We start from the raw sequence: 14,174 nt of genomic DNA, 5'->3' as shown, positions 1-14,174 counted from the left end.
TGCTGCCGGCGTCGGCTCACCCCTACGGCTCACTCCCATCGGTGCCGGACCATTGCCGGGCGGCTCTCTGGCATCGTGTAATCCGTGATGCAGATCTCACTACCCCCGAACGGGGGTGTGGATCGCACAGAGCCACGGTGAAGGGGCGGACAGGTGGCAGCAGACGTCGCGGGGGCGGTGGAGATCAGCGGTGCTCTGGCCCGGCTGCGACGTGTCACGGGGCTGCCGGTCGCCTTCGGCGGCCTGGTGGAGGCCGGCCGGCCGCGGGTGCGGATCAGCGAGCTGAGCGGGACGTCCACGGCGGCGCTGCGCGCGCTCGCGGTGACCTCGGGCAACGGGCTCGGCGGCAAGGCGGTGGAGCAGGCCAGGCCGTGCGCCGTGACGGACTACTCGGCCTCGCGGCAGATCAGCCACGAGTACGACGTCCCGGTGGCCGTCGAGGGCCTGCGCTCGGTGCTCGCCGTGCCGGTGGTGGTGCGCCGGCGGGTGCGGGGCGTGCTGTACGGCGCACTGCGCTCGGCGCACCCGCTGGGCGACCGCACGCTGAGCGCGGCGATGGCGGCGGCCCGGGACGTGGAACAGGCACTCGTGGTGCAGGAGGAGGCACGCGCGCTGCTGGCGGCGGCCCGTCCTCAGTGCCCGGCCGACGGGGACGGCGGTCCCGTCTGGGAGCAGGTGCGCGAGGCCCACGCGGCGCTGCGCGCCCTGGCCCCGAGGATCACCGACCCGGGGCTGCGGGTCGAACTCCTGGCCGCCTGCGGGCTGTTGACGGCACCGGAGTCGGCGCGGGGCACGAATCTGGCACCGCGCGAGCTGGACGTCCTCGCCTGGGTGGCCGCGGGCGCGACCAACGCGGCGGTGGCGGAGCGGCTGGGCCTGCGCCCCGAAACGGTCAAGGGCTACCTCCGTTCGGCCATGCGCAAGCTGGGCGCCCACACCCGCGGGGAGGCGGTGGCGGCGGCACGCCGGGCCGGGCTTCTGCCCTAGCACCCCCCTGGACGCGTTTCGCTGGTCCTGCCGGTCAGGAGCGGGTTGGTCGAGGCCGGCGCCACAGGGCCTCCGGGAACCGCTCGGGACGGGGTCGCGCCCCGAGCCGCCAGGAGGCCCTGCCTTCACGCGTAGACGGCCGCAGCATCCGGCCCGCCAGGTCGGATCAGGTGTTCCAGACCTGGAACTCCGAGAGCTGACCGGCCGGCCAGCCGGTGTTCGCGGTGATGTTCACCCGGAGGTACCGCTGGGTGGTCGCCGCGAACGTGAGGGTGACCGTGTTGCCGGTGGTGGGGTCGAAGGTGTACGTGGCCGACGATTTGACGGTGGTGAACGTGGCACCGTCGGTGCTGCCGGACAGGGACAGCGTCTGGTTGCGGGCGCCCCAGGTCGCGGGGAGCTGGAGGACGACACGGCCGACGCTCTGCGCGGAACCCAGGTCCACCTGTACCCACTGGGGAAGGGCGTTGTCGGCGCTCTCCCAATAGGTGCCCTGGTTGCCGTCCGTCACGTTCGACGACGGGTACACGTCGGTGTGGCTGGACTCGGTGGTGGCCTTTCCGGCCGCCAGGTTCTTGCTCACCGTGCCGGCGCCGGTGCCGGTCAGCGCGACCGTGGTCGTGCCGTTGGACGCGTTTCCGGCGATGGTGAGGTCACCGGTGCGCGTGCCGGACGCGGTGGGCCTGAACGTGACGTCCACCGTGCAGGAGGCGCTCGCCGCGATCGACGTCCCGCAGGTGTTGGTCTGCGAGAAGTCGCCCGTGGTGGTGATGGCGGAGACGGTCGCGGCCGCGGTGCCGGTGTTGGTCACCGTGACCGTCTGCGCACTGCTGGTGGTGTCGAGTGCCTGGCTGGGAAACGTCAGCGACGTCGGGCCGGCCGACAGGGTCGCCCCGGAGGAGCCGCCGCCGCTGGGGAACACCTGGAAGTCCGACAACTGGGCGGCGTTCCACCCCGTGTTGGCGGTGATCTCCACCCGCACGTATCTCGCCGTGGCGGCGTTGAACGTGATGGTCGCCGTGTTGGCGTTGGTGTTCGGGTCGAAGGTGTACCCGGCCGATGCCTTGATCGTGGAGAAGTTCGACCCGTCCGTTGATCCCTGCACCGACAGGGTCTGGGTGCGCGCCGACCATGCCGTCACCGGCGGGAGTTTGAGCACGACCTTGCCGACGCTGAAGTTCTGGCCGAGGTCGACCTGGGCCCACTGCGGGAACGAACCGTTCGCGCTTTCCCAGTACGTCGACGCGTCCGCGTCGGTGAGGTTCGAGGCGACGTACGGGCTGCTGCTCGAACTCGCCGACGCCGGACGCCCGGCGGCGACGTTCGTGGTGCTGTCGATGCCGCTGCCGGCCAGGGAGACGGTGGTCGGGCTGTTGTTGGCGTTGCTGGTGATGGTCAGGTTGCCGGTGCGTGCGCCGCCCGCGGTGGGTTTGAAGCCGACGTTCACCGTGCAGGACGCGCCGACCGCGAGGGTGGAGCAGGTGTTGGTCTGGCTGAAGTCACCGGTCACCGCGACGCCCGAGACGGTCGCCGACGTGGTGCCCGAGTTCGTCACCTTCACCGTCTGCGCGGTGGCGGAGGAGCCGACCACCGTGCCGGTGAAGGTCAGGCTCGCCGGGTCGGTGTTCAGGACCGGGCCGGGCGCGGTGCCGGTCCCGGAGAGGGTGACGGTGTTGGTGATCCCGCCCGCGCCGACGGTCAGGGCGCCGCCACGGCTGCCGGTCGCGGTCGGCGCGAACTTCACGCTGACGGTGCACGAGCCGCCCGCCGGGATCGACGAGCCGCAGGTGTTGGTCTGGGCGTAGTCGCCGCTGGTGGAGACCGACGAGACGGGCGCGGCGGCGTTGGTCGGGTTGGAGACGGTCACGGTCTGTGCGTCGCTGGTCGAACCGGTCGGGACCGAACCGAAGTTGAGCGCGCCGGGGGTGGCCGTCACGCCTTCGGACGGGTAGGGCGGGTAGACCGGAGTCGGCCACCCGCCGCAGTACGGCGTCCCGCTGATGCCGGAGTTGCCGCCGCCGTCGGTCACCGTGAAGCTCCCGACCGAGCAGCTGTACACCGGCGAGGAGTAGCCGACGCCGGTGGCCGTGACGTTGGTGAACTTGGCGGCGCCACCCGTCTGTTCCTGGAGGGCGAAGGTTCCGGTTCCGGCGATGGTCACGTTGTCGAGGTTGACCCCGCTGATGGTGCCCTCGACCCACTGGACCGCCTCGTACGGGCTCTGCTGGATGAGCGCGTCGGTCACGTTGATCGGGCCGGTGATCGCGCCCTGGCTGCCGTCGAACCAGAGGGCGCCCACACCGAACTGCCAGTTGGGGTCGAGGCTGCCGTCCCGGATCATGGTGTTGCCGGAAATCGTGGTGGTGCCGACGGGCGTCGACGAGAAGCGCTGCCCCACGTGGATGCCGCCGCCCTGGGTGAGGCCGGTGTCCACCACCCGGTTGCCGCTGACGGTGTTGTCGTGGCCGCCGTAGATCGCGATGCCGTTGGCGAGGATCTGGAGTGACACGGTGTTGTCGGAGATCGTGTCGTTCGCGTCGGCGCCGATGCCGGAGTCCGCCCAGGTGGCGATGCCGTCGTCGCCGGTGTTGCGGATGTCGCTGTCGGTCACCTTCGAGTTGGTGACGCCGCCGTGGAAGTTGATGCCGTCCGCGGTGGTGTCGCGGATGCGCATGCCGCTGAAGGTCAGGCCGTTCATCGGCCCGTCCATCCAGGCGCCGACCTTCATGTGGTCGATCCACAGGTTGGCGACGGCCGAGTTGCTCATGGCGCCGCCGATGCCGTTGACCTGGGCGCTGTCGTTGCGTTCCTGCACATTGCCGAATATCGCGAAGTTCTGGAGGTGAACGCCGGTGCTCGGCGAGGGCGCGGAGTTGCCGTAGAAGCCGGGGGCCGTGCCGGTGACGGTCGAGTACCACATGCCGGCGCCGGCGATCGTGACGTCGTCGACACTGATGTGGCCGGGGATGTTGTAGGTGCCCGGCGGGATCCACACGGTGCCGCCGGAACCGGCCGCTCTGATCGCGGCGTTGAACGCGCTGGTCGAATCGTTCACACCGGTCGCGTCGGCGCCCTCGCTGGTCACCGACACCGACCCCGAGGGTGCGGTCAGGGCGGCGCCGACCTGCTCGAAGTCGGCGAAGTCGATCGTGTACGAGGAGGCGGTGTCCGCCGCGTCGACCTGTAGCTTGAAGGTCGTTCCCGCCGGATAGGTCGTGGGGAACAGGCGGTGGGCCTCGTCGTAGAAGTGGTGCGGGTTGCTGCCCGGCGAGTTCGTGAAGGGGTAGCTGCCGTAGTACCAGCTGTAGGCGTTGGTCAGAGTGAAGTCGGGCTGCTTGACCCCGTTGATGTAGAGCGACAGCGGGGCGGTGTAGACCGAGCCGCCCGAGGTGTCGGGGATGCTGTAGCGGAAGTTGATCGAGTTGGTCGCCACCGGCGTGGTGAACGTGACGTACTTGCCGGTGCCCTGCAGCGTCGTCGCCTTGCGGTACGACGCCTCGTCAGCCAACTGGCCCTGGGTGTAACTCGGGCCGATGACCGTGCCGTTGGTGGCGGAGTTCTCCGCCTGGACCTCGACGTACGGCAGACTCGCGCCGCTGCCGCCGGTGGCGGCGGTCGCCGCCGAAGCCGGTGCGGCGACCAGAGTGAGGACGCCTGCGGCGGCCAGCATCGCCGTGCTGACCGCCCAGGCCAGGGCTCGTCTCGGATCTCGGAGGAATCGAAGGAATCGAAGGAAAGGGAACACTTACCACTCCTTTTATTGGGAAATGCCGGATTTATTCCGTCGTTACCAGCAGAGAGGGAGGGGCAGGGAGGGAGAACACGGGCGACCGACGCACTCCAGCGCACGGCAGGACACCTCGCCGGCCTCATGAACGGTGGCCGGCAGAGCAGTTCACAGAGGGTGAGGACGGAGGGAGGACGAGTGGCAGCGACGCATGGGGGACCGTAATATCCGCGATATCAAGGCGCAACAATCAGACAGAATTTTGCAGAATCAAAACATTGTGCTGCAAGATCCGATGTAATGCCTTGAGAGCATGTCCAGCGGCCGACCCGGGCCCGGCGGCTTCAGGTGGTGGTGCCGACGGCCTGGGGGCCCGCGCCGCGTCCGGCCCGGCCCGGCCGTCCGTTCACTTGACGAAGATTTGAATTTCTCGCTGCGCGCCCCCGGATATTTCCCCGGGTACGCGGTCCATCCGAATTTCAGGAATCATTGCCTAGAATTTGGCCCGGACACGACACACGAGGGGAGCGGTGACCGTGCGACGGGACTTCCGGGAGCCTGCAAGACACCGCCCCGACCTGGTCTTCGGCCGGGACGAACCGGTGGCCGCCGCGCGTGACCAGCTCGCCGCGGGCGGCAGCGTGCTGCTGCACGGCCCCGCCGGAATAGGGAAATCGACCGTCCTGCGGGCATTGGCAGCGGAATACGCAGGAGCCGCCCGCACGGTGTTGCGCTGCTCCGCCACCGAGTCCGAATCCCATCTGCCCTTCCTCGCCCTCGCCGACCTCCTCGGCCTGGTCCTGGAGGAGGTCTCCGGCCATCTCCCCGCGGCCCAGCGCACCGCTCTGGAGTCGGCGCTCACCGGCCGCGGCGAGTCCACCCTGCAACGCGACGGCCTGGCGCTGCGCCTCGCGGTGCTCTCCGCGCTGCGCGCGCTCGCTGCCGAGGGCCCCGTCCTGATCGTCGCCGACGACCTGCAATGGCTGGATCCGGCCAGCGCCGAACTCCTCGGCTTCGCCGCGCGCCGCCTGGGCGACACCCCGGTGCAACTCCTGTGCGCGGTACGCACGGAGGGACAGGAGTACGACCGTCATCTACGCGCGTCCCCGCCGGACACCGTGGCCATCCGGCTCGGTCCGCTCAGCCGCGCCCAGGTCGCCACGCTGCTCGACCACCGCGGCCACCGCCTGCCGCGCTCCACGGTCCGCGAGATCCACCGCACCAGCGGCGGCAACCCGCTGTTCGCCCTGGAACTGGGCCGGGCCCTGGCCGAGAACCCCACCCCGCCCCGGCCCGGCGAACCGCTGCCCGTGCCCACCTCGCTGCGCGCCCTCGTGCTCAGCCGCCTCGACCTGCTGTCGGTCGAGGCCCGCCGCACCCTGCTGGTGGCGAGCGCGGGCGCCCGTCCGACGCCCGCGCTGCTGCTCGCGGCCGGCCGCGACAACGCCGAGGCCGAGTGCGCCCAGGCCGCCGAACTCGGCCTGCTCGCCACCGACCTCGACGGCCCTACAGGCCCCGCGGTCCGGTTCGCGCACCCGCTCATCTCGGCCGCGCTGTACGCGGAGGCGCCCGCGCACGAGCGGCGTGCCGCGCACGCCGCGCTGTCCACCGCGGCCGGCGATCCGATCGAGCGGGCCCGCCACCTCGCCCTGGCCACCACCGGCACCGACCCGGAGGTCGCCGCCCGGCTCGCCGCGGCCGCCACCCAGGCCCGGGACCGCGGGGCCCCCTTGGTGGCCGCGCACCTCGGCCTGCTCGCCGGCCGGCACACCCCGGCCGGCACCGCGCCGGGACCGGACGGGCACCGGTTGCAGGCCGCCGAGGACGCCATCACCGCGGGCGAGGTGGATCTCGCCGGGGACATCGCCCGTGAGGTGCTGACCCGGGCCACCGTGCCCGCCGACCGGGTACGGGCCTGGATCATCGTGATCGACACGGCCGGCCACACCATGACCGAGGTCGACTCGGTCTTCCCGCAGGCCCTGGCCGACGCCGGGGACGACCCACGGCTGCTCGCCCTGGTCCACTACCAGCTGGCCTGGCGGGGCCTGATCCTCCAGGGCGACTTCACCGAGGCCCGCGAGGCCGCCGCGCACGCCGCGGAGCTGGCCGCCCGCGGCGGCGACCGGCGCACCGAGCTGCTCTCCCTGGCCTTCCAGGCCCAGACCGAGACCCTGATGGGTCACCCGGACGCACCCGCCACCATCAAGCGCGCCCTGAAAGAGCCTCAGGACCCCGCGGTGGCCTGCCACCACAACGGCGCGGGCAGCGCCCGGTTCCGCTGGCTGGTCATGGGCGACCAACTGGCCCAGGCGCGGGCGACCGTGACCGCGCTGCTGCGCGAGGTGCGCCGGCGCGGATCGGTGGAGAGCGAGGTGCACTTCCTGCGCGGGCTGGCCGAGACCGAATTGCGCTCCGGGCACTGCGGCCGGGCCCTCGACCTGGCCCGCGAGGGCCTCCGGCTGGCCCGGGACTCCGGGATCGGACAGACCGCCTCCGCCATGCTCACCTCGCTCGCCGAGTCCTCTGGCGGCGACGTGGACCGGGGGCTCGTGCTCGCCCGGGAGGCGGCGGACCAGGCCGAGGAGGACGGCGACCAGATGTATCTGTCGCGAGCGCTCGGCGCGCTCGGATACGCCCAACTGGTGGCCGGGGACCCGGCGGGCACGGTCCGCTCGCTGCGCCGGGTGCGCGAACTGGAGGACGGGCTCGGCATCACCGACCCGGCGCGCGGCCGCTGGCAGGGCGATCTCGCCGAGGCGCTCGTCCGTGTCGGTGAACCGGACGAGGCGCAGGACGTCATCGACGTCAGCCGGGAGCACGCGCTGCGGCTCGGCCGGGAGAGCGTCCTCGCCGTCCTGGACCGGTCCGAGGCGCTGGTGCGCGCCGCCCACGGCGACCAGGAGGCCGCCGTCGCCCAGCTGACCGCCGCTCAGGACCGCCTCACCAAACTGGGCTACGGCCTGGAGGAGGCGCGGGCCGCCTTCTCCCTGGCCGCGCTGCACGCCCGGCGGGCGGGCACCGACGCGCCGGGGGCCGGCCGCGGCCCGACGGCGTCGTACGAGGAGGCCACCCGCCTCTTCCGGCGGTGCCGTGCGCTGCCCTGGCTGCGCCGGGTGGACGAGGCCGCGAGCGCGCCGGAACCGCGGCCCGCAGCCGCCCCGGCCACGCTCGACGGCCTTGAGGGACTCGCCCCGACGGAGCGTCAGGTGGCCGCGCTGGTCATGGAGGGGGCGACCAACCGGGAGATCGCCGCACGCCTGTTCATCAGTGTGAAGACGGTCGAGGCGACCCTGACCCGGGTCTACCGCAAGCTCGGGATCCGCTCGCGGGTGGATATCGTCCGTTTGGCGGCGGGCCGCCGCGCGAAGTGAGGGAGCTGCCGGTTAACTGGGCGCGACCGAGGGTTTTCCCTGCCCTACTCCCTTAGGGGGTTCCCTCATTGGGAGTCGAGGGTTCCGGGTCCTAGCGTAAGGGCGTGCCGCTCGCCCGGGCACATGGGGGTCGGTCCCGCGACCCTCATGCCCCCCACCCCGCGCGTCCCCCACCGGCCACCCCCACTGAGGAGACTCATGTTCGGGCTCACCCGTGCCAGAAAGACCGCCGCCGCCTTCGTGGCCACCGCTGCCGCCGCCACCGCGCTGATCGCAGCCCCCTCGGCGCTCGCCGCTCCGCAGCCCATCGTCGGCGGGACGACGACCACGACGACGGCGTACCCGTTCATCATGCAGATCACGGACGCCGCGCAGAACCAGTTCTGCGGCGGCACCCTGGTGTCCGCCACCAAGGTGATCACGGCCGCGCACTGCATGGTCGGCGAGAGCACCGGCAGCATCCGCGTGGTCGGCGGCCGGACCTACCTCAACGGGACGAACGGCACGGTCAGCCGGGTCAGCAAGATCTGGATCAACCCGGACTACACGGACGCCACCAACGGCGACGACGTGGCCGTGCTGACCCTGTCGACGTCGATGCCGTACACCACGGCGCCGTACGTCTCCTCCTCCCAGACGGGTGTGTACGCCGCCGGTGCCACGGCCCGCGTCCTCGGCTGGGGCACCACCTCGGAGAACGGGGGCTCCTCCAACCAGCTGCGGACCGCGACCGTGCCGATCGTGTCCGACTCCAGCTGCCGTACTTCCTACGGTTCGGACTTCGTCCAGACCGACATGGTGTGCGCCGGATACACCTCCGGCGGCGTGGACACCTGCCAGGGCGACAGCGGCGGTCCCCTGCTCATCGGGGGCGCCCTGGCAGGGATCACTTCCTGGGGCGAGGGCTGCGCCCGGGCCGGTTACCCGGGTGTCTACACCCGGCTGACCACCTTCTCGAACCTGGTGGCCGCACAGGTCGGGTCGTAGCCGGGCCGGACACTCGCTCCCGGCCGAGTACTCCTGAGCGCCCCTCAGGTCGAGCCAGGGGGGCGCTGCGAGCCACCACGAGCGGCCCGCAGCGCCCCCCTTTCCATGGGCCGCGCCCCTTCCCCCCTCCCCCCACCGTCCGTCCGTTTCCGTCCGCCCTCCGCGCGCGGGCCCACGGCCGGTGCTCCGCGGCCCGGCCCGCCTCCGTACCGGTCAGATCCTGCGGACCGCGACGGCGGCGATGTCGTCGCTCAGGTTGTCCCCGCTGTGTTCCAGCAGGGCGTCATGCAGGCTTCTCAGGACCTGCGAGGGTGGTTTGTCCAGTTGGTCGCGGGCCCAGGTGGTGAGGGGGAAGAAGGTTCCGTGGGCGTCGCGGGTCTCGGTGACGCCGTCGGTGTAGAGGAGCAGTTGGTCGCCGGTGGTGAAGGCGAAGCGGCGGGGGCGGAAGGTGGGGGTGAGCAGGCCGCCGAGGTTGAGGGGGGCGCCGGGGTCGTCGGAGTCGAGGACGTGGACCTCGCCGTGGCGGCCGAGCAGAGGTGGGGGGTGTCCGCAGCTGAGGATGGTGGCGTGGGTGGCGTGGCGGGGGATCTCGGCGAGGACGGCGGTGGCGAAGAGTTCGGCGGGGTCGCCCTGGGCGAGCGCGGCCGCGTCGTCACGGCACAGGGTGGTCTCCAGGCAGCCGGCGATCTGGGTGAGGTCGGTGGCCTCGTAGGCCGCTTCCCGGAACGAGCCGAGCACCGCCGAGGCCGCGGCGAGGGCGGGCAGTCCTTTGCCCCGGACGTCGCCGATGATCAGGCGGATCGCGTCGGGGGTGTCGGCCAGGGCGTAGAAGTCGCCGCCGACCCGTGCGTGCGGGGTGGCGGTCAGGTAGAGACTGCCGATCTCCAGGGGTCCCACCCGGCGCGGGATGGGCCGCAGCAGCACCTTCTGCGTGGCGTCCGCCACGGTACGGACCTCGGTGATCGTGTCCTCCCGCTGCAACCGCAGATGACTGGCGTAGGCCGCCGCCACGGTGACCGCGGCGATCGCCCCTACGGTGAACAGGGCGGAGTGGTCCGACGCCAGCACGGCATAGACCGCGACCCCCAGCAGACAGGCCACCCCGAGGAGCAGCGTGGGGACGACCGGCCACAGCACCGCCGCCAGCGCGGGCACGGCCGGCAGGAGCCGGTAGACCGGTTTCTCGGGCGGCATCAGCACCTCAAGGATGGCGAGGAGCACCGCGAGGAGCGCCGGCGAGACCAGCACCGGATCCCGGCGCACTCGGCTCAGCCAGCGTGTCCTTCTCCCACCGGTCAATCTCCTCATAGAAGGCAAATATATGTAAAACAGACGGCGAAGGTGGCAACAGGTCCGCCCGCCGCCGCTGGAACAGGGCCGTCCCGGGCGTCCCGCGCGCCACACGGACGGTGAGCCCGGAGCACCGTCCGTAGTCACACCCCTCGGCACCGATCACGCCGTCGGGGCCGGCGGAACCGGGCGACGCCCCAACGCCCCTCGCGCATCGACGCCTGAACATCGACACCCCCCTTGATCACTAAATGAAGGTTAAAGGCGACCCGGAAAGGCATCCGGCACGACGGACATCGTCGAACGCCAACTCTCTTATTTTCCAAGGTAGTTGACCGTCCTCACCTACATCTCCCCCGGCATCTCGACCATGGTGAACCTGGCGCGTCCCTGACAGAATGAGCTGCTTTCCGAACTGCGCTCACGTCACACGTTTCTCTGCCTGCCCCACCAACAGACAGGACGACAGTGCTGGGATCACGAAGAAGAACGAGACGGCTCACGTATGCCTCCGCCTGCTCCGGCGCACTGCTGCTGACGGTGGCCATGACGACGGGGCTCACCACCGCCCCGGCCGCCGCGGCGGGTTCCCCGGCCGCGGCGGCGCCGTCACCCGCCGCGCCCTCCTACCGCACGGTCACGCTGATCACCGGCGACCGGGTCCTGCTGGACCGCGGCGGTGACGCCGTCGGCGTGACGCCGGCCAAGGGCCGGGCCGGCATACCCCTTCAGATCAGCCACACCGGTGACCACACCTATGTCGTCCCGGCCGACGCCGACGCGCTGATCGCCGAGGGCAAGGTCGACCGGGCGCTGTTCGACGTGGCCGAGCTGGCCCGCCCCGAGTACCAGGACCTGGCCCGCGGCGGCGCCCCGGTGCTCGTGGAGTACACGGCGGCGGACCCGGCGGCCCGCGGCCGGCTGCGCGCGGACACGGACACACCGGTACGGGAACTCACCTCCGTGGACGCCGAGGCCCTGGTGGTGTCCCCCGAGGAGGCCACCGCGGCCTGGTCCGCGCTCACCGACACCGAGAACGGCGTGAGCGAACTGGCCCCGGGCGTGGCCTCCGTCGAGCTCGACCGGGTGGTGACCGCCGCCCTTGACGTGAGCGTGCCGCAGATCGGCGCGCCCGAGTTGTGGAAGGCCGGCTTCGACGGGACCGGCGTGAAGATCGCCGTGCTGGACACCGGCATCGACCCGGGGCACCAGGACCTGGCCGGCCGGATCGTCGCCGAGCAGAACTTCTCGTCCGACACCGACGTCCTGGACCACAACGGGCACGGCACACACGTCGCCTCGACGGCCGCCGGCACCGGGGCGGCCTCGGACAGCAGGTACAAGGGTGTGGCGCCCGGCGCCCGGCTGATCAACGGCAAGGTCCTCAACACCGCCGGCTCCGGTCTGACGTCCGAGATCGTCGCGGGCATGGAGTGGGCCGTCGCGCAGGGCGCCGACGTCGTCAACATGTCCCTCGGCGCCCCCGACGAACCGGGCTCCGACCCCCTCGAAGAAGCCGTCGACGCCCTCTCCGACCAGGCGCTGTTCGTGATCGCCGCGGGCAACTCCGGGTCCGCCGCGGGCACGGTCGGCTCCCCCGGCGTGGCCGAGGACGCCCTGACCGTGGGCGCCGTGGACAAGCTCGACAAGCTCGCCGACTTCTCCTCACGCGGCCCGCGCATGGACGGCGGCGTCAAGCCCGACGTGACCGCGCCCGGCGTCGGCATCACCGCGGCCGCGGCCGAGGGCACCCGGCCGGGCGACCCGCACCCCGCGCCCGGGTACGTCACCCTCAGCGGCACCTCCATGGCCACCCCGCACGTGACCGGCGCGGCGGCCCTGCTGATGCAGCAGCATCCGGACTTCAGCGGCGCGCAGATCAAGGCGCTGCTGACCGGATCCGCGAAGCCCGGCGGCTACAGCGCCTACCAGGAGGGCACCGGACGGATCGACCTGACCCGGGCCGGCGCGCAGACCGTCGTGGCCGAGCCGGGCTCGCTGAACTTCGGCCGCGCCGAGTGGCCGCACACCGACGACGAGCCGCAGACCCGTACGGTCACCTACCGCAACCTCGGGGACCAGCCGGTCACCCTGGACCTGACCGCGACCACCACCGGTCCCGGCGGCGGGGCCGCTCCCGAGGGCCTCTTCACTCTCGGCGCCGACCGGGTCACCGTCCCGGCCGGCGGCACCGCCGGTGTCGAGGTGACCGCGGACACCCGGGTCGGTGGCGAGGCCGACGGCGCGTACAGCGTGACGCTCGTCGCCACCGGCGGCGGCCGGACCGTCCGCAGCGTGGGCGGACTCGACCGCGCGGCGAACACCTACCAGGTCACCGTCAAGGCCACCGGACGCGACGGCCTGCCGCCCGGCTACTTCAACTGGGCCGCCTGGTTCACCGGCATCGGCAACGGTGTGTTCGAGCTGGTCAGGGGTGAGGACGGGACCGCCACCGTGGAGTTGCCGGCCGGCGACTACGCCTTCGTCGGGCGCAACTTCGCCGCCGACGGCATCGACAATCTCGTCGCCCCGAAGGTGACGGTCGACCACGACATGACCATCGCCTTCGACGCGCGCGACGCCCGGCCCGTCGAGGTGACCCTGCCGGACCCGCAGGCCACCGGCTACGCCACGCTCATCTCGACGGTGGTGCGCTCCGGCGGCGCCGAGGCGTCCATCGGCATCGGCCTGAGCGCCGGCCTGAAGGGCGCCCGCACCGCAATGATCGGCGAGGCGCCGGCGCCGGGCGAGGTCACGTCGTACTTCGCCTCGCACTGGTCCGACGGCGCGAGCGAGTACCACATCGCCGACACCCTCCAGGACGGCTTCTACACCGGTCACGTCCAGCACGTCACCGCCGACGACCTGGCAGAGCTGACCCTCCGTCAGGGGGCGTCGGTCCCGAACGCGCTGGGGGTGAACTGGACCATCCTTCCGGGTGCCGGGGGCTCGGCCGTCGGCTTCTACGACGACCTGCCGAACACCCGGACGGTGTACGTGCAGGGCGACTACGCCTGGGCGGCGCTCTCCCAGCAGGTCGACCCGGGCAACGGCGACGTCCAGACCGAGTACGAGGTCCCGGCCCGCACCTACCCCGCCGGTACGAGCCGCACCGAGACGGTCGGCACCGGCGTGTTCGGACCGGCCCTCGGCGACGGCGGCGGACTCGTCCGGGACGGCGACACGCTCACCGGGACGATCGCCCCGTTCACGGACGGTGCGGGACATCCCGGCGGCAGCCTGTACGACGCGGCGTCGGCCTCCACCACGCTGTACCGCAACGGCAGGAGCTACGCCACCGCGAGCGGTGTGCTCGACGCCGCGCGGTTCGAACTACCGCCGGGCAAGGCCCGCTACCGGCTGGTGACCACGGTCGGCCGGGCCGCGGCCGGGGTCTCCTCGGTCACCTCCGAGGTGACCTGGCAGGCCGAGTTCACCTCGGCCCACACCTCGTCGGCCGCCTCCGTCCCGGCCAGTGTGGTCCGCTACGCGCCGCGCCTCGACCTGGACTCCACCGGCCCGGCCGGCGTCCGGCAGTCGGTACCGGTCACCGTGCAGGGTTCGGCGGCCGACCGGAACCTGGCGTCGCTGAAGGTGTCCGTGTCCTACGACGGCGGCCGGACCTGGCGGCCGGTGGGCGTCCGGCACGGCGCGGTCACCGTGGACAACCCGCCCGCGGGCGGTTCGGTCTCGCTGCGCGCCGAGGTGCAGGACCGTCAGGGCAACGCGTTCGCCCAGACGGTCCTCGACGCCTACCGCACGAAGTGACCCCGGCGGCCGGAGCGGCAGAGGGGGGTTGAACGGCGGCC

Annotated in this window: 6 protein-coding genes; 4 read left to right on the top strand and 2 right to left on the bottom strand. The window is 72.1% G+C overall.

Going from position 1 to position 14,174, the window contains the following annotated elements:
- The first annotated feature begins 153 nt into the window (after positions 1-153).
- Positions 154-987, top strand: coding sequence for a response regulator transcription factor (locus tag ACFC09_RS27075; protein ID WP_376532933.1), 834 nt, complete (start codon positions 154-156; stop codon positions 985-987).
- Between the two features lie 166 nt (positions 988-1,153).
- Here the strand turns inward: ACFC09_RS27075 and ACFC09_RS27070 are convergent, their stop codons facing one another.
- Complete coding sequence (locus tag ACFC09_RS27070; RefSeq protein WP_376532932.1) at positions 1,154-4,732, bottom strand: choice-of-anchor D domain-containing protein; 3,579 nt, start codon at positions 4,730-4,732, stop codon at positions 1,154-1,156.
- A gap of 512 nt (positions 4,733-5,244) precedes the next feature.
- On the opposite strand from ACFC09_RS27070, the gene ACFC09_RS27065 reads away from it, so the two are divergent.
- Positions 5,245-8,088, top strand: coding sequence for an AAA family ATPase (locus tag ACFC09_RS27065; protein ID WP_376532931.1), 2,844 nt, complete (start codon positions 5,245-5,247; stop codon positions 8,086-8,088).
- A 198-nt stretch (positions 8,089-8,286) separates the two neighbouring features.
- Complete coding sequence (locus ACFC09_RS27060; protein ID WP_376532930.1) at positions 8,287-9,075, top strand: trypsin-like serine protease; 789 nt, start codon at positions 8,287-8,289, stop codon at positions 9,073-9,075.
- A gap of 213 nt (positions 9,076-9,288) precedes the next feature.
- Here ACFC09_RS27060 and ACFC09_RS27055 read toward each other — a convergent pair whose 3' ends face one another.
- On the bottom strand, positions 9,289-10,383 hold the full coding sequence (locus ACFC09_RS27055) for a PP2C family protein-serine/threonine phosphatase (protein WP_376532929.1): 1,095 nt from the start codon (positions 10,381-10,383) through the stop codon (positions 9,289-9,291).
- A gap of 528 nt (positions 10,384-10,911) precedes the next feature.
- Here ACFC09_RS27055 and ACFC09_RS27050 point away from each other — a divergent pair.
- A complete protein-coding gene (locus ACFC09_RS27050; protein ID WP_376532928.1) occupies positions 10,912-14,133 on the top strand; it encodes a S8 family serine peptidase in 3,222 nt (1,073 codons plus the stop codon).
- The last annotated feature ends 41 nt before the right edge of the window (positions 14,134-14,174 follow it).

This window comes from Streptomyces sp. NPDC056161 (assembly GCF_042268025.1).
In the GTDB taxonomy this organism is placed as follows: Bacteria; Actinomycetota; Actinomycetes; order Streptomycetales; family Streptomycetaceae; genus Streptomyces.
This window is presented reverse-complemented; position numbering and strand designations above follow the sequence as displayed.